General features: G+C 38.1%; 16 protein-coding genes. All 16 read right to left on the bottom strand.

All coding sequences use genetic code 11. The features are described from left to right. Window positions 1-76 precede the first annotated feature (76 nt). The 16 genes from NSQ77_RS14020 to NSQ77_RS13945 all read right to left on the bottom strand — a co-directional run bounded on the left by NSQ77_RS14020 (window position 77) and on the right by NSQ77_RS13945 (window position 16,640). Window positions 77-856 (bottom strand): sulfite exporter TauE/SafE family protein, encoded by a 780-nt coding sequence (locus NSQ77_RS14020; protein WP_339226659.1) that lies wholly within the window; start codon window positions 854-856, stop codon window positions 77-79. A gap of 63 nt (window positions 857-919) precedes the next feature. Then, window positions 920-1,147, bottom strand: coding sequence for a sulfurtransferase TusA family protein (locus NSQ77_RS14015; protein WP_339226658.1), 228 nt, complete (start codon window positions 1,145-1,147; stop codon window positions 920-922). A gap of 126 nt (window positions 1,148-1,273) precedes the next feature. Next, on the bottom strand, window positions 1,274-2,401 hold the full coding sequence (locus NSQ77_RS14010) for an MBL fold metallo-hydrolase (protein WP_339226657.1): 1,128 nt from the start codon (window positions 2,399-2,401) through the stop codon (window positions 1,274-1,276). 81 nt (window positions 2,402-2,482) lie between these two features. Next, a complete protein-coding gene (locus NSQ77_RS14005) occupies window positions 2,483-2,878 on the bottom strand; it encodes a DsrE/DsrF/DrsH-like family protein (RefSeq protein ID WP_339226656.1) in 396 nt (131 codons plus the stop codon). A gap of 14 nt (window positions 2,879-2,892) precedes the next feature. Beyond that, complete coding sequence (locus tag NSQ77_RS14000) at window positions 2,893-3,444, bottom strand: sulfurtransferase TusA family protein (protein ID WP_339226655.1); 552 nt, start codon at window positions 3,442-3,444, stop codon at window positions 2,893-2,895. Between the two features lie 319 nt (window positions 3,445-3,763). Then, a complete protein-coding gene (locus NSQ77_RS13995) occupies window positions 3,764-5,689 on the bottom strand; it encodes a fructose-1,6-bisphosphatase (protein WP_339226654.1) in 1,926 nt (641 codons plus the stop codon). Window positions 5,690-5,816: 127 nt separating this feature from the next. Next, window positions 5,817-7,196, bottom strand: a complete 1,380-nt coding sequence (gene lpdA, locus NSQ77_RS13990; RefSeq protein ID WP_339226653.1) for a dihydrolipoyl dehydrogenase — start codon at window positions 7,194-7,196, stop codon at window positions 5,817-5,819. 13 nt (window positions 7,197-7,209) lie between these two features. Beyond that, complete coding sequence (locus NSQ77_RS13985) at window positions 7,210-8,532, bottom strand: 2-oxo acid dehydrogenase subunit E2 (protein WP_339226652.1); 1,323 nt, start codon at window positions 8,530-8,532, stop codon at window positions 7,210-7,212. Between the two features lie 13 nt (window positions 8,533-8,545). Beyond that, complete coding sequence (locus NSQ77_RS13980) at window positions 8,546-9,541, bottom strand: alpha-ketoacid dehydrogenase subunit beta (RefSeq protein ID WP_339226651.1); 996 nt, start codon at window positions 9,539-9,541, stop codon at window positions 8,546-8,548. Window positions 9,542-9,553: 12 nt separating this feature from the next. Beyond that, window positions 9,554-10,546 (bottom strand): thiamine pyrophosphate-dependent dehydrogenase E1 component subunit alpha, encoded by a 993-nt coding sequence (locus NSQ77_RS13975; RefSeq protein WP_339226650.1) that lies wholly within the window; start codon window positions 10,544-10,546, stop codon window positions 9,554-9,556. Between the two features lie 22 nt (window positions 10,547-10,568). After that, entirely contained in the window at window positions 10,569-11,318 is a 750-nt protein-coding gene (locus NSQ77_RS13970; RefSeq protein ID WP_339226649.1) for an SDR family NAD(P)-dependent oxidoreductase, read from the bottom strand. Between the two features lie 27 nt (window positions 11,319-11,345). After that, complete coding sequence (locus NSQ77_RS13965) at window positions 11,346-12,035, bottom strand: SDR family oxidoreductase (protein ID WP_339226648.1); 690 nt, start codon at window positions 12,033-12,035, stop codon at window positions 11,346-11,348. A gap of 194 nt (window positions 12,036-12,229) precedes the next feature. Further along, window positions 12,230-13,492, bottom strand: coding sequence for a PTS galactitol transporter subunit IIC (locus tag NSQ77_RS13960; RefSeq protein WP_339226647.1), 1,263 nt, complete (start codon window positions 13,490-13,492; stop codon window positions 12,230-12,232). Between the two features lie 411 nt (window positions 13,493-13,903). Next, window positions 13,904-14,848 carry a sugar-binding transcriptional regulator gene (locus tag NSQ77_RS13955; RefSeq protein ID WP_339226646.1) on the bottom strand — a complete coding sequence of 315 codons (945 nt, stop codon included), beginning with the start codon at window positions 14,846-14,848 and terminating at the stop codon, window positions 13,904-13,906. Between the two features lie 250 nt (window positions 14,849-15,098). Further along, a complete protein-coding gene (locus NSQ77_RS13950) occupies window positions 15,099-16,040 on the bottom strand; it encodes a sugar-binding transcriptional regulator (protein ID WP_339226645.1) in 942 nt (313 codons plus the stop codon). Between the two features lie 216 nt (window positions 16,041-16,256). After that, window positions 16,257-16,640 (bottom strand): transcriptional regulator GutM, encoded by a 384-nt coding sequence (locus tag NSQ77_RS13945; RefSeq protein ID WP_339226644.1) that lies wholly within the window; start codon window positions 16,638-16,640, stop codon window positions 16,257-16,259. Window positions 16,641-16,655 lie beyond the last annotated feature (15 nt).

Below are 16,655 nucleotides of genomic sequence, written 5' to 3'. Positions count from 1 at the left end.
ATCACTCCTTACCGATGCTTGTCACGGTACCCGCTCCTTCAAGCTTTAGATCTAACCTGCCATAGCATTAATTCCATTACACCAAAATATCGAACCATATTTTCACAGCAGTACCTGCAATCATTATTGCTAAAATAACTTGTAAAATGCTTGTATTCATATTCTTGCCAGCTTTTGCCCCAAGTGGTGCTGCTAGCAGACTCGCCACAATCATAATAATTGCTGGCCAATAATCTACTTGGCCGGTAATAAGTTTACCTGCACTGCCTCCGATGGAAGAAATAAACGTAACGGCCAGACTTGTTGCAATTGTCATTCGTGTTGGTATGTGCAACACAGTTAACATGATAGGTACAAGAAGAAATCCTCCTGCGGCACCAACTATTCCAGATGCTATTCCAACTATTAAAGCTAATATTGCTGCTAACAGCTTATTAAATGTTACTTCATTTAGCGGTTTATCATCTACTGGCTTTTTCGGTACAAACATCATCACAGCAGCAATTGCAGCAAGAATACCATACACGACATTTACTGCTTGTTCTGATAAGTAGCTTGAGCCGTAACTGCCAATCAGGCTGCCAATTAAGATTGCTCCACCCATATAAATGATGAGTTGTCTGTTCAGGTAACCGCCTTTTCGGTACGCCCATACTCCCGCAATAGATGCAAACAGCACTTGCACAGCACTTATTCCAGAAACCTCATGAGCTGTAAAAGCAACTAGACCGAATAATGGCGGAATATACAATAACATTGGATACTTAATAATTGAACCACCGACACCTAACATACCAGATAAAAAGGAGCCAATAAATCCAATTGCAAATACTACGATGAGAAATGTTAAATCCATGCATCACCCTTCTTTCTATTTAAGAAAAGCGAGTAGTGGTTTCTACTCGCTATTTAGTTTTCATTATGCTTTTTGAATATAGAAATATAGAACGTCTTCTTCTGTCTTTTGTTCCAATAGGCTATGACCACCTGAGTTTGCCCATGCTGGGATATCACTTAGGGCTCCCTTGTCTGTTGCAAGCACTTCAAGCACTTCACCAGAGTTAATCGTATCAATTGCCTTTTTTGTTCTAACAACAGGCATTGGACATGCCAAACCCTTTGCATCTAATGTTTTGGTAATGTTCATATGAATTACTCCTTTACTATTTTTTGGTTGGTTCAGGTTAAATATTGCATGGAAAATCAATCCCAAATTTGATATAAGATAACAGCCATTTTTTTTAAAACATCAAACCGGTTTATTAAAAATAAATTATCGAACGGCACATCGGTTTGGACCGATTTCCATTTCAGTTTGTTCCTCATTGTCAGGCGTGATTTTACCCATGTTTACTTGGCGAATTTGTTCGTATGCATTTGGTTGCGGTGGTAGATTATCAGTAACTGTAAGCCGGAATTCTTCCTCGTCTTCGATATTCAAGCCATGGTTGTCACTGTAGAGATCACCAAGTCGTCTTGCTACTGTACCATCTTCATTTAATTCCTCTATAATCATGAAATGTGCAGGTAAAACGACTAAGTCTTCTGCTAGTTCACGATACCGAGAATATAATGTTTCACGTAAATCCCCTACCCAATCTTCTGCAAGTCCTGCTAAGTCCGGCCGACCAATCGAGTCGATAAATAAAATATCTCCTGTCAATAAGAACTGATTATCAATGACAAAAGAAGTAGAGCCAATCGTATGACCTGGTGAGTATAGTGCATTCACATCAATTTCAGAGACACCGATTTTCACGTTTAGACCATCTGTAAGTGGTGTATAATCAAATACCACTTCTGTTGCATCTTTTGGAGGCAGGTAGTAAGCTGCACCTGTTTCAACTGCGATGTGACGTCCACCTGAAATATGATCCGCGTGTAAGTGTGTGTCAAACACATGCTTGATCTCTGCACCTTTTTCTTTTGCGAAATTTGTAAAAACATCTGTAAATCGTACCGCATCAATAATCGCTGCTTCTCCTTCTGAAATTATCATATAAGAAAGACAGCCTTTTCCCAAGCGCACAAACTGGTATAGCTCACCGCCATTTTCTAAGTCTGATACTTTTACAGGTTCTAAATAGCTGCTCCAAGATTTCATTCCACCTTCAAGGTAAGCTACTTCCAGGCCAGCTTCAGATAGCATTTCCGCTACCATGACAGAAGAACCTTCCTTAGCACATACCACTAATATTTCTTTATCCGTCGGAAGCTTTGGCAGGATTTCCTCCACTCCATCTAATAATTCAAAGTAAGGGACATTTAAATATTCGAACTTATGTCCTTCAATTTTCCAATCTTCAAATGCATCTGCATTACGTACATCCAAAATAAAAAGGTTTTCATTGTCAATTACTTTCCGAGCAATTTTTGCTGCTGTCCATTTGTTTACAGTCATCTCATTTTACCCCCCTAGGTATAATATCGTTATTTTTTTGCAGTGGGAAAAGTCCCACTGCATTTATTTTTGTTTATAGAATTAGAAAGTTAATGTCGGTGCTGCATCTTTTGCAAATTCTAAGAATGTTACCGCTCCACCAACTTCGATTCCATTAACGAAATCTTCTTTTGTAAGACCCATAACATCCATTGTCATTTGACAAGCAATAAATTTCACACCAAGTTCTTGCGCCATCTCTACTAGCTGTGGAATACTAGGAATATTTGCTTTTTCGAATCCTTCAGCGAAATGCTCTTTGCCAGCTGGCATCTCTAATTGATGCATAGCTTGCTTGTGAATCAAGTTAAGTCCTTCAAACGTAAAGAAGATCTGTACCTCTTTTTCTGAAGCTGCTGCCGCAGTTGCGATATTAAATACTTTGTATGCATCAAACAATCCACCATTTGCTGCAATGATAGCTACTTTTTCTGACATAATAAAAATTCCTCCTAGATTTCTTTTGTTAGGTTACCGTTCCACTCATTCATACCTGGCAGAACATTATATACTTTTGTAAAGCCATTATTTCCTAATAGTTGAGCTGCCAAGTCAGAGCGTTTCCCTGTACGGCAGATTACATAAATTTCTTGTTCTTTATCCAATTCTGCAATGCGTGATTCCAATTCCCCCATCGGAATGGATTTAGCACCTTCAATATGTCCAAATGCATATTCCGCTGCTTCACGCACGTCTAAAATTAAACCGTCACGTGATTCGACTTTTTCAAGCGGTACAGTGTGTTCAAATGTTTTTTCCACTTCTGGCTCATTTGATCCTTTGCGAATGTAATGATAAAGAACATCATCTCTTTCCGCTGTACCTAAATATTGATGGCCTACAGTACTTGACCAAGCAGCTAAATCTGCTTTCGAGCCTCTGTCTGTTGCTTGTACTTCCAATACTTGACCTTCTTCAAGATCGTTGATTGCTTTTTTTGTTTTCACAACCGGCATTGGACATGCTAAACCTTTAGCATCTAACTGCTTATTTGCTTGAATCATTCTGCTGCCTCCTTAGATTATTATTACGATTATTTCATACACATACGGGCATGGGTATAAAATAAGAGAAATAAAATAGTCGTTCTATTAACGACCGATAACTCATCAAAATCAATTACATGTAATACATTATACCCTTAGGGGTAATTTGTCAACCCGATAATTTATATTTTTAAAATAAACCTTTTTATAGTTGTTCAATACCTGGTATTCGCCATGCTTTGAATGAATACCAAGTATTGAACTTATACTGATCAGATATTTTATACTTTTCTATCCGACTAGAAAGTATCGCGTCGTTATATATGCAGTACTAATCTTACTTCATATACCTATATTTCAACAAACTGTTCAACATATTAATTTCCTGTATCAGTTTTTCTCCGACATTCGTTTCAGACACCTTTTTTCTCTCCAGCTCCTTGTCTACTAATCGTCTTACAGACAGCACATCATTACCATTTCGCAAAACATCTTCCTTTGAGCTAAAATGCTGATGGGCAACCAATTGCATGCCGAATGAATTATATAATAACGTATAGCCGGCAATTCCTGTTGTTGACTGATAAGCCTTCGAAAAACCGCCATCAATGACAATCATCTTGCCATTTGCTTTGATTGGGTTTTCACCATCAATCTCTTTGACTGGTGTATGTCCATTGATAATATGACCCTGGTCTGGATCCAAATTAAATTCTTCTAAAATCTTTCTGCAAATCTCTTCTTTTTCCCGCAAATAATAATATGGATTCTTTCTCTCTTTGTGTGTTGCCTTATCATTTATAAAATACCTTTCAAAGGTGGTCATTTCCCTTTTCCCAAAAAGGGAGGAATATTCCCCGGTCCATAAATACCAAACCATATCTGTTGCAAGATCATCGGTTTCTTCACGATTGGCAAAAGCGTGGCGTAAATATTGCTCGAAAATATCAAGCAGCTCCCGTCCTTCATATGCTTTATTTTCAATAACCAGCTTTTCCATCTTTCCATTTTCATCTATTGGAATGCAGCCATGCAGCAGTAAATTCCCATTATATCTCAAATAAAGTGTTCCTTTTTTCATTAAAAATTTCATATGCCTCGCAAGCTTTTCTGAATGCTGAACAGAAAATAGTAATTTATCCATTACTTGTTTTTCTTCTTCCAGCAATTCATCAGGCCGGTCCGGATTAACGGTAGCAAAGCAGGTGTTTTCCAGTTGATATGTTTTTTCATGGATCGTAATTTCATTCTTTTCATAATCGATTTTCTCAAGTAAAAGCCGCTTCTCCATATTAAAGTATGGTCGCCGTTTTATAATTGGCATTTCAAGCTTGAACTGAATCATCGCAATTGCTTGATGTATTTTAGTGATTTGTAATTTTTCCAGTTCGCTTATACGGGAATGTTTTTTTGGTCTAAATGCAGGGTTGTCCTTATAATACTTTTCTGCAAGATTCAAAAGCGGTCTAAGATTAATGCCATACACATCTTCAATAATGTCCAAATTGTCATATCGTGCACAGATTCGGATGATATTCGCCAGACAAACCTTTGATCCTGAAAAAGCACCAATCCATAATACGTCATGATTCCCCCACTGAATATCCAGGGAATGATAATCGATAAGTGCTTCCATAATTTTATCCGGCTCAGGACCCCGATCATAAATATCACCAACCACATGAAGGTGGTCAACAACCAGACGCTGCACTGTGTACACAAGGCCTATAATGAGTTTATCCGCCTGACCAAGTGAAATTACTTTTTGGACTATCTTAGAATAGTAATGTTTTTTATTTGTATATTCGTCTGTTTTATAGAGCAGCTCTTCTATGATATATACAAATTGCTTCGGCAATGCTTTGCGTAACTTGGACCGTGTATATTTAGAAGACGCATAAGGGATCAGCCGGATCATCCGGTCAATCGTTTTTGTATACCATTCATTTAATTCCTGGTTATTATCAAATTGATCCCGAATTAATTTCAGCTTTTCTTCCGGATAATAAACTAATGTCGCGAATTCATTAATTTCTGCACCCGATAGTTCATGCTTAAAAATATCCCTGATTTTTTCCTTCACTTTTCCCGAGCCATTTCTTAACACATGCTGAAAGGCTTGGTACTCTCCATGCAGATCACTTACAAAGTGTTCTGTTCCTTTTGGTAAATCGAGGATGGCCTCCAGATTAATAATCTCCGTAACTACTTTTTCTTCACTATCATATTTCTGCGCCAATAAGTCTAAGTATTTCTCCTTCAACAAATCCATCCCCTTTTTTGACGATCATTCATTTTTATGCAGAAATCCTATTGCAACTACTATAACAAAAAGACTAGCAGAAATGAATTGCTAGTCTTTATTCTATCAGTTTTATTTCGTTTATCTATTAATTATAATGAATTCCCTTTTCCATCCATGCTGCAGCATTTTCAAACAATGCTTCCGAAACCGTTGGATGCGGAAAAACCATGCTTTCAATTTCCTCAACAGTTCCCTCCAGATGCATGAATGCAGTGCCAGTACTAATCATTTCTGTTACATGAGCACCTACCATTACAACACCAAGAATTTCACCATATTTTTCATCAGCAATTATTTTTACGAAGCCGCTGTTTTCATTAGCGGTAATTGCTTTGCCATTAGCAGCAAGGTCGACCTTTTTCACTTTAACCTTGTACCCTGCTTTTTTTGCTTCTGTCTCCGTTAAACCAGCACTCGCAATTTCCGGAAACGAATAAACACAACGCGGAATAATGGATTCCCTGGAAACAACTTGTCCTAGAATATGCTGAACAGCCCTGATTCCTTCTGCACTTGCAGCGTGAGCTAGCTGGTATCCACCTGCTAAATCACCAATTGCATATATTCCAGGTATGGAGGTTTCCATTGACTGGTTTACGTTTACAAATTTCCCTTCAAACTTAACTGGAAGATCTTCTATCCCTGTTATGTTTGGTGTTCTGCCAACGGCAACTAAAACACTGTCTGTTTCAATTGTTTGCTGCTCCTGATTTTTTTCCATTTCCACAACTGTTTTTCCGTTATCCGATTTAAACCCGGTAATCTTTGTTCCTGTATGAATGGAGATGCCGTTTTTTTTCAATTGCTTTGTTAGAAATTTCGTTGCATCTTCGTCTTCGTTCGGGATAATACGTTCAGCCATTTCTACAACTTCTACTTCCGTGCCTAATCGATTAAAGATACATCCAATTTCTAATCCAATTACACCACCACCAACAATGACCAGCTTGGATGGAACCTCTTCTATATCAAAAATCGTATCACTTGTATAATAAGAAACGTCATCTAATCCAGGTAATGGAGGTACAAATGGCTTGGAACCAGTTGCCAGTATAACCTTTTCTGCTTGAATAGTCATATTTTCTTTATCCGATGAAATTGCTATTGTTTTGTTTTCCGATACGGTACCATAGCCTGAAAAAACGGTAATTTTATTTTGCTTCAGCAAGCCTTTTATTCCGCTTTTTAATGTGTTTACAACTGTGTTTTTCCTTTCGACCATTGCTTCAATCGAATAGGAAACGTCATTTACGGTAATGCCAAACGCTTGTGCATTCTTAATTTGATCCAGTACTTCCGCATGTTTTAAGAGTGTTTTAGATGGGATGCAGCCTCTATTCAAGCATGTCCCACCTAAATCTCTCCCCTCAATTAATGCTACAGTCAGTCCTTCTTTTGCTGCACGAACGGCTGCCACATATCCGCCTGGTCCACCACCAACGATTGCTATATCAAACTTTTGCATTGCTAACCGCCTCCTACACCAATAATGTCCATGGATTTTCTAAACGTTCTTTTAGCTCTGTTAAGAAGGCTGCAGCAGGTGCACCATCAATTGCCCGATGATCAAATGAAAGACTTAATACCATCATTGGCCGCACTTCAACAACATGATCGATAACTACTGGTTTCTCAACGATTCTGCCAACACCTAAAATTGCCGTTTCTGGTGCATTTATAATCGGTGTAAAGCCATCAATTGCATACATTCCTAAGTTACTGATTGTAAATGTGCTTCCCCGCATTTCATCTGGTGTTAGCCTATTATTTCTCGCTTTTGCACCAAGCTCTTTACTAACCGTTGTTAGTTCTGCCAAGCCTGCTTTGTCTACGTTTGGTACAGAAGGAACAATCAATCCATCTTCAACGGCAACTGCCAGCCCTAAATTAATTGCTTGATTCATAACAATTTCATTATCAATAAGGGATGCATTCACCTTCGGATGATTTTTCAGCACACTTGCAGTAGCTTTCATAATAATTTCTGTATAGGATACACGGTAGCCAGTTTGCGCTTCGATTGTTGGCAGTAATGCCTTACGTACCTCGATGGCTTTTGACATATCAACATCTGTTGTTAACGTTACATGCGGAATAGAACGTGCACTTTGCAGCATCTTATCTGCCACAGCTTTACGAAGACCTTTTAGCTTGATTCGTTCCAGCTCTCCTGTTTCTTGAGCTGAGGTATTTTGCTGACCTAACACATCCTGTTTAACCACTTTTCCTCGTGCCCCTGTTCCCTGAACAGAATCAGTATCAATGCCTTGGTCCGCTGCAATTTTCGCTGCTAAAGGTGTTACGAGTTTACTAGATTCTTTGTTAAGCGCATCTACAACATCCTGTTCATGGATGCGACCATTCGGTCCTGTTCCTTGGATATTTTCAATGGACAGATTATTCTCTCGAGCTGCCCTTCTTGCTGCTGGGGTTGCACGTACTTTACTGGTTGATGCTCCACTAGTTGCAGCTTCCTTTTGTGAAACTGCGTCTTCTGGTGCAGCCTCTTTTTCCGTTTGTTCCTCATTCCCAGCTGCCGGTGGAGTATCTGGTGCCTTATCATTTGCTTCTCCGATGAATGCGACAATTTCATTTACTGGAACTTCATCTTCCACATCATAATATTTTTTCAGCAAAATTCCTTCTTCATAGGACTCTACTTCTATATTAATTTTGTCCGTCATGATTTCAAATAAAGGTTCTCCTACTTCAACGGACTCTCCCTCTTCTTTAAACCATTCAAGCAAGGTACCAACTTCCATCGTACTGCTTAACTTCGGCATAAATACTTCTTTTAACATGGCCCGTTCCCCCTTACTTGGCTACAGCTTTTTTCGTCAATGTTTCTTTTACAGCATTCACAATATCCGGCACCTGCGGAATGGCTGCTTTTTCTAATTCAGGATTGTATGGAATTGGTGTTTCTACCCCGCCTAATCGCTTGATTGGTGCATCCAAATAATCAAATGCTTCGCTTTCAGCAATCATACTGGCAATTTCTCCGCCAAATCCCCCGCGTTTTACCGCTTCATGCACGACAACGAGATGCCCTGTTTTTGCAACTGATTCGATAATCGTTTCTGTATCTAATGGAACAAGAGTACGCGGATCAACAACTTCGACACTGATTCCTTCCTTCTCCAGCTCTGCTGCCGCTTCCAGTGCTTTATGAACCATAATCGCAGTAGCAACAATTGTAATGTCTGTTCCTTCACGTTTCACATCCGCCTCGCCTAATGGAATGCTGTATTCCTCTTCCGGCACTTCCGAATTTGTTTTGTATAATAATTTATGCTCGTAGAAAATGACCGGGTTATCATCATCAATCGCAGCTTTCAGCAAGCCTTTCGCATCATATGCAGTTGACGGCTGCACCACCTTTAATCCTGGAATATGCGTAACCCAAGCTTCTAAGCTTTGTGAATGCTGTGCTGCAGCTCCAGTACCAGAACCACTTGGAGTTCTGACAACCATCGGAACTTTGCCTTTTCCACCATACATATAACGTAATTTGGCAGCTTGGTTCACAATTTGATCCAGCGCAATTGTGATAAAATCGGAGAACTGCAATTCCATTATCGGGCGCATTCCTGTTAATGCAGATCCGACTGCCGCACCTGCAATTCCCGCTTCACTAATCGGTGTGTTACGGATACGCTCTGGGCCAAATTCTTCAATCATCCCTCGTGATACACCAAATGCACCACCATATACTCCAATATCCTCACCCATTAAAAATACGTCTTCGTTTTTACGCATTTCGATACTCATCGCTTCTCTGACAGCTTCTAAATAAGTTATCTCTCTCATTACAATCCCCTCCTATGCATATACATCCGTTAATAATTCATCCAGTGACGGCATTGGACTATTCTGAGCAAATTCAATCGCATCATCCATCTCTTGCTTAGCAGCTTTTTTCATTGTTTCTAATTCATCTTCCGTTGCAATTTCTGCTTCCAGCAAGTCTTCCTTGAATCGTTTGATCGGATCCCGATTATCTCTCCAATCCTTTTCTTCTTCACGTGTACGGTATTTTTTCGCATCACTTTTCGAATGGCCCTTCCAGCGATATGTTTTTGCTTCTATTAATGTTGGCCCTTCACCACGACGAGCACGCTCTGTCGCTTCATAAGTAGCATTGATTACTTCGATGATATCGTTTCCATCAACAACAACTCCTGGAATACCATATGCAGCAGCACGATCTGCAATATGCTCCACATTTGTCATTTCACTTACATTACCTGACATTCCGTACTGGTTATTTTCACAGAAAAATACGACCGGCAAATCCCAAATCGAAGCCATATTGACTGCTTCGTGAAAGCTTCCTTCATTCGATGCACCATCACCAAAGAAACAAACCGTTACATAGTCGAGCTTCTTCATTTGTGCAGTGAGCGCCGAACCAACAGCAAGCGGTATACCGCCACCGACAATCCCCATTGCACCAAGGTTGCCTTTATCCAAATCGGCAATATGCATGGATCCGCCCTTTCCTTTACAATATCCTGTCGTTCTGCCAAATAATTCTGCCATCATTTTATCGACACGGCCGCCTTTTGCGATACTATGACCATGTCCTCTGTGTGTACTTGTAATTTTATCCTCATCGGAAAGCAATGCACAGGCACCTGCTGCAGTTGCTTCCTGCCCAACAGCCAAGTGAGTTGTTCCGTGAATCATTCCTTTTGCGAAGAACTGATCGACTTGTTCATCAAAGTAACGGATTAACCACATTTGCTTGTAAAGCTCTTTTAGTTTTTCATCTGATAGTTCTGGAACGAGTTTTAATGTTTTAGTTTGTTCCATTTTGTTCACTCTCCCTTTGTTTTTATGATAAATATGTTCTTCCGCCATCAACCAGCAGCACCTGTCCCTGTATATAATCGGACTCTTTAGAAGCCAGGAAATTTATCGCATTCGTTGTATCAGACAACGTTCCAATTTTTCTTACGGGTATTTTCTGTACTAATTTCTCCAAACTCTCTTCTGTCGGGTATAGCCGATCAAGCATTTCGGTTTGAATTACCCTAGGTGCAACAAGATTAATTTTTATTCCTAAGTGACTGTACTTGCTGGCAATAGCCCTCATTAAGCCAAACGCTCCACCCTTTGATGCTGCATAATGAACACCGCCGCCAGTTCCAGTAATAGCTGATCCTGATCCGATAATAATGATATTACCGCCTTTATGATGGAGCATCTCGGGGATTACAGCTTTTACAGCGTAGAATAATCCTGTTAAATTTACGGAAAATGTTTTTTTCCAAGTTGGGAAGGTCAATTCTTCAAAAGATTTAGACACCGTAATGCCAGCAGAATGTACAAGCGTATCTATTCTTCCAAACTGTTTGATTACCTTATTTATTATTTCCTTCGTATTCTCCCAATCGGTTACATCATGCTGAAAAAAAGCTGCTTCTTTACCTTCTAAAGCCAATTCATTAACGAATGCTTCCCCAGCCTCTTTGTTCAGATCTGTAACTATTACAGAATCTCCCCTGGCCGCTCTATTTTCCACATAATCTTTTCCAATTCCCGCCGCTCCGCCAATAACCAAGATTGTTTTTTTCTGCTCCATATTTTCACTCCATTTTAATAGCCGTTTTTAAGCTAGTGTTTTTCCACCATCTAATAGAATCGTTTGCCCATTAATATAGCTCGCCATCGGTGTTGTCAGCATAAATATGGTATTGGCAATTTCGCTTGCTGTTACTTTGCGACCCAATGGAATAGAATCACTTGTGTCATATTTCCCAACACTTACAGCATTGACTCTTATGTTACTTGACGCTAATTCTCTGGATAGGGCCTTATTCATAGATTCCAGTGCACTCTTACTAGCAGCATAGGCAATGTCACCATTTCCGCCATCTATCGCACTCGTTGATGATACATTAATGATCACTCCATCGTTTCGCTTTTCCATCAATGGAGTTATCATTTTTATTAACTGAAAAGGTGCATCCAAATTAATGAACATGATATTCTCCCATTCCTCAGGAGTAATATCTATAATTCCCTTACCTGTATCCGTTTCCAAATTATTAATAGCAATATCAATTTGATGTAATTCTTTAAGAAATGAACTGTTTCCAAGATTCAATGGACCTATCTCTTCACTAGCAGATTCATCTTTATATTTCAAAACAAATATACATTTATCTACAGAGTGCGTTCTGCTTAAAAACAATACCTTTGCACCTACTTTTGCATATAAATGAATAATTTCTTTTCCTATTTCACAATCGCCATCAAAAACAAATACGACTTTATTCTGTAAATCAAATTGAATCATCTTCAACCCCCTTTACATTTGTTCCTAATAGTTACATTTGTATAAAATATACATTGTGAAACTTGTTTTGTCAAGATATATATGACATATGTTCCTTATTAAATCAAAAATACACCCCTCCAAAAAAATAGCAGAGAGGGGGTATTGTTTATTTCCTGTATAGAATAATGCTCCTTGAAATCTTTAGCATTTATTTAATGGAAGAGTTCAATAATTTTATAAATGACATAATGGATTAAGTTACCTGCTTGGTCAATACTCGAAACCATCGTAGCTCCCTCAGGCATATTAAACTCCGCTTTTACCGCCATATCAGTATACATTGCCGCTAAGTCTGTCGCCATGTATAGTGACATTGCAATTACAATTGTTCCTGCAATGACGGAATGGACAATATTTCCGCGTGCAGCTCCTACGATAAATGCTACAATAAACGGAATCGTTGCCAAGTCTCCAAATGGAAGTAATGCATTGCCAGGTAAGATTACTGCTAATACAACAGTTATCGGAACAAGAATCAATGCTGTCGAAATAACAGCGGGATTACCTAAAGCTACAGCTGCATCCAGTCCAATATAAATCTCTCTATCTCCAAATCTCTTATTTAACCATTCCCGTGCTGATTCCGATACCGGCATTAACCCTTCCATTAAAATTTTTACCATTCGCGGCATCAAAACCATTACTGCAGCCATGGACATACCAATTTCAATAATCTCACCTACACTATATCCAGCTAATGCACCAATCCCTGCTCCGAGAACAAGTCCAATAAAAATAGATTCTCCTAAAATGCCAAATCTTTTCTGAATTGAATCTGGATCTGCATCCCAATCTTTTAATCCAGGAATCTTTTGAAGCAATTTTACAATCGGAATACCAATTGGCACATAAGAAAGGGTTGTTGCAGTAGTCAGTGACACACCTGGCATTTCATAATAATCAGCAACCATTGGCGCTAAACGGTCTGCCATCACTAGGGTGATAACTTGGAAGATAATCGCAGCGGCAAGGCTTATCCAAATATTTCCCGTTAATGCGTAAACCATTGCTGCCATAAATGCATAGTGCCAGAAATTCCAAATATCCACATTCATTGTTTTGGTTGTTTTTGTAACCAGCATTACAACGTTTACAGCCAATCCTAAAGGAATGATAAATGCTGAAAGCGGTGATGCCCAAGCAATGGATGAAGCCGCCGGCCAACCAATATCAATAACATTTAAGTTAACTCCTAATCGCTCTACCATTCCCTGTGCTGCAGGACCTAAATTTAAAACAAGCAAATCAATAACTAAGAATATCCCTACAAAAGCAACTCCAATAGTTAAACCGGAACGAAATGCTTTTCCAGGCTTTTGTCCAAAGAATAATCCAAGTAAGAAGATTGCTACTGGAAGAATTACTGTTGCACCTAAATCTAAGAAACCTTGTATAAAATCCACAAATCCTTGCATGTTATTGCCCCCTTTAGTATTTACTTACTTACCAATCTTTATATTGATTACTTAATGCTTTTCTTGTATTTTCATCGATACCTCCTTAAATGCGGAATTTCCATTTGTTCGCAATGATTTATTATGTAAGGAAAAAATCTTCTTCAAAACACTCCCCGTTTGATATCGCTTACATTTTTTTACATATTTAATTGATATCACTGTATTATCAGGGTTTACCATTACTTTATAATTCTATCTTATCACCAATTATATTATTTTTGAATTCGCTTTCATCACAATTCATTGTCTCTTATTTGTATAGCACCACAATTAATATTCGTAACTGATTGGAACAATTGTTATATTTTCGTTTAAGAATCGCAAAAATATAAAAATACACCCCTTAACAGGAAGGGATGTATTTTAATCTTAATTATCTACTAATGCTTGAGCGGTACGATCATCTGTTATAAGTACATTTAAACATCCACCAATAAGTGCTGCTTCTATACTTTCCAGTTTATGTGAACCTTCAACAATTCCAATTACTTCAGGTATCTCCTTTATTTCTTCAATATTTAAACCGATAAAACGATCATTTAAGGGGTGATCTATTTCCATTCCAACTTCATTAAAAAAGCAAGATCCGATATTGCCTACTGCTCCTGCCTTTTTTAAGGAAGCTAGGTCACTTTCCTTTAAATAGCCCATCAATTCCAAAGTTGAATCTTTAAATGGATTTCCTATCCCGACTACAGCCATGTCAACGCTGCGTCCTTCTTCTAAAACCGCAGCGATATCTTTTGTATGCACAAGCATTTCTTTTAAATTATCACTTTCCACCATTGCTGGGGCATAAAGATACATACAGGATGCATTCATTTTTTGTGCTAGATTAAATGCAAGCTGATTGGAGTGGAAATGAACATAATTATTACCCATTCCACCAATAATTGGTACGATGCGAATATTGTTATTTCGCTCATATGGATATTCCTCAACTAAAGATAGAAGTGTGCTTCCCCAAGAAATGCCTATGCCCTTAACATCTTTTAGATTTTTACTAATATAGGATGCTCCCGTTTTTCCAAGCTGCCGTTTAGCCATCTCCTGTGTAAAACCCGCAGTAGAAACAACAATAACTTCTTTCAGTCCAAACTTTTTCTCTAGCTGCTGTTCTAAATCAATCGTATGAATTGTCTCGTCTTTAATATAGATTTCCACAATCCCTTCTTTTTTCGCCGCATTTAACAGCTTTGAAATAACAGGTCTGGAAACATTATGTTTTTTTGCGATTTGGGCCTGTGTCCAACCTTCAAAATAATATAACTTAGCTATTTTCACCATTAAACGTCGTTCTTCCCAATCTAACATACAACCGCTCTTTTCTTTGAAAAAATTATATTTGTTCTATCATATTACGTTTGTACATTATCATATAAAACAGATGAAACGCTGTCAATTTTGTCAATGTTTGAAATAGAGGTGAACTGAAAACGCGTGCATATAAAGCAAGCCTTACTAACAGATTTATAAAAATAACCTTATGATGCAGAATGTATAAAACTTTATCTCTTAATAAGTGCGTGAATGGCATACGAAAGAGGTTAGCATCTTCATCATACTAACCTTCTAATAGTAATTTAGCAGTTTTTTCATCGGTTATTAATACATCAATTAAATCTTTTTTTAATGCCGCCTTAATAGCATTCACTTTTTCATTTCCCGCAGCTACTCCAACAACTAAAGGGATTTGCTTTAACTTATTCAGTTCAAGCGTAATCGTCTTTTCATTCCAGGAATTATTTACAGCTTCTCCATTCTCATCAATAAAGTTATAGCAAATATCACCAGTAATTTCCGCAAAGTTTAGATCATCTGTTATACCAGAATTAATATAGGAACGGACCATTGTCGAGTGTTCTGGTGTTCCGCCTATTCCTACAATCGCGATATCCGCCCTGCTTCCCAATTCCAAGGTATTCCTTATAGATGGCTGTTTCAGCATCATTTCTCTTGTCTCTTTAGAATCAACGACAACCGGAGCATGTAAAAGGTGGTAAGTTGCTTTTAATGCCTCTGCAAGCTTTGCAACAATATGGTTTGCATGTATATCTACACGTTCATCTCCCATTCCCCCAACTATAGGAACAAAGCAAACATTTGGGAAATGCAGATTGGATGAAATTGCCGCGGCAATTTCATAGAGGGTTGTACCCGATGATACCCCAATAACCTGATTATCATTAATCATTCTTAACAAGTATTTGCTTGCTGCCGCTCCAAGTTGCATTTTAGTATTGCTTTGCTCCGTATCAGGCACACAAATTGCCTCGCGTAATCCGTATCTATTTTCCAGCTTTGTCTCTAAACTTGATACGGTACTATAATCCTCATCATGAATAATAATTTCAACAATACCTAACTCCTTTGATTTTGATAAGTACTTTGATATTAATGATCTACTTACCCCAATTTTTTTGGCAATCGTTGACTGCGTTTCACCAGCTTCATAATATAAATTAGCAATCTTAATCATTAATCTCCGATCGTCTAGATAGGACATTTTCTTACACCCTGTTCTCATTAAAAATTATTTAGTTTACTATTTTAATTACTTTCAAGCGTAATTCGGCAAAACAAAATCGCTCTATATTTATTTAGCTGAGAGCGTTACTCAAATTACTCCTTTTACTAAAATCCAGTTTACATGTTTTTTACAAAAATTTCTAATTTTAACACTTACTATAAACCATTTGTGATTTATTTGTTAATAATTGCCTTAACTTGCCTTTGCTTCTCGCTTCATTTGCTCTTCTACCCGTTTAACAGCATCTTGGACGACTAACTTATGCTTTTTCTTTTCCCAATCAATGACCTTTATATTTTCGCCAATATACTCTTTATACTTTGCAAATCTCGAAAGAACTGTTAGTCCTGACAAAATATTACATTCCTGAATGGTTCCTTTTTTATCTGTAACGACAATAGCTACCTTTCCAACACGGAACATTTTTTTCGTCATCCCTACACCAAGATAGCCTTCACTATATTGCTGGGTAATTTTCTTTACCTTTTTCTGATAATATTTCACGTGTAAAATTCCCGTAAATGCTTGAATAATAAGAACAACGACTAACAACATTAAAAATGCTAAAGGATCCATCTATTTTCCTCCCGC

The organism is Oceanobacillus sp. FSL K6-2867, assembly GCF_037963145.1.
Classification (GTDB): Bacteria; Bacillota; Bacilli; order Bacillales; family Amphibacillaceae; genus Oceanobacillus.
Note: the sequence above shows the minus strand (reverse complement) of the source record. Positions and strands in the feature narration are given on the sequence as shown.

Coding starts and splice junctions, on each gene's coding strand:
- NSQ77_RS14005 (WP_339226656.1), bottom strand. CDS start 2,878: ATGTCAGAAAAAGTAGCTATCATTGCAGCAAATGGTGGATTGTTTGAT.
- NSQ77_RS14000 (WP_339226655.1), bottom strand. CDS start 3,444: ATGATTCAAGCAAATAAGCAGTTAGATGCTAAAGGTTTAGCATGTCCA.
- NSQ77_RS13950 (WP_339226645.1), bottom strand. CDS start 16,040: ATGTCCTATCTAGACGATCGGAGATTAATGATTAAGATTGCTAATTTA.
- NSQ77_RS13975 (WP_339226650.1), bottom strand. CDS start 10,546: ATGGAACAAACTAAAACATTAAAACTCGTTCCAGAACTATCAGATGAA.
- NSQ77_RS14020 (WP_339226659.1), bottom strand. CDS start 856: ATGGATTTAACATTTCTCATCGTAGTATTTGCAATTGGATTTATTGGC.
- NSQ77_RS13945 (WP_339226644.1), bottom strand. CDS start 16,640: ATGGATCCTTTAGCATTTTTAATGTTGTTAGTCGTTGTTCTTATTATT.
- NSQ77_RS14010 (WP_339226657.1), bottom strand. CDS start 2,401: ATGACTGTAAACAAATGGACAGCAGCAAAAATTGCTCGGAAAGTAATT.
- NSQ77_RS13970 (WP_339226649.1), bottom strand. CDS start 11,318: ATGGAGCAGAAAAAAACAATCTTGGTTATTGGCGGAGCGGCGGGAATT.
- NSQ77_RS13955 (WP_339226646.1), bottom strand. CDS start 14,848: ATGTTAGATTGGGAAGAACGACGTTTAATGGTGAAAATAGCTAAGTTA.
- NSQ77_RS13980 (WP_339226651.1), bottom strand. CDS start 9,541: ATGAGAGAGATAACTTATTTAGAAGCTGTCAGAGAAGCGATGAGTATC.
- NSQ77_RS13965 (WP_339226648.1), bottom strand. CDS start 12,035: ATGATTCAATTTGATTTACAGAATAAAGTCGTATTTGTTTTTGATGGC.
- NSQ77_RS13960 (WP_339226647.1), bottom strand. CDS start 13,492: ATGCAAGGATTTGTGGATTTTATACAAGGTTTCTTAGATTTAGGTGCA.
- lpdA (WP_339226653.1), bottom strand. CDS start 7,196: ATGCAAAAGTTTGATATAGCAATCGTTGGTGGTGGACCAGGCGGATAT.
- NSQ77_RS13985 (WP_339226652.1), bottom strand. CDS start 8,532: ATGTTAAAAGAAGTATTTATGCCGAAGTTAAGCAGTACGATGGAAGTT.
- NSQ77_RS14015 (WP_339226658.1), bottom strand. CDS start 1,147: ATGAACATTACCAAAACATTAGATGCAAAGGGTTTGGCATGTCCAATG.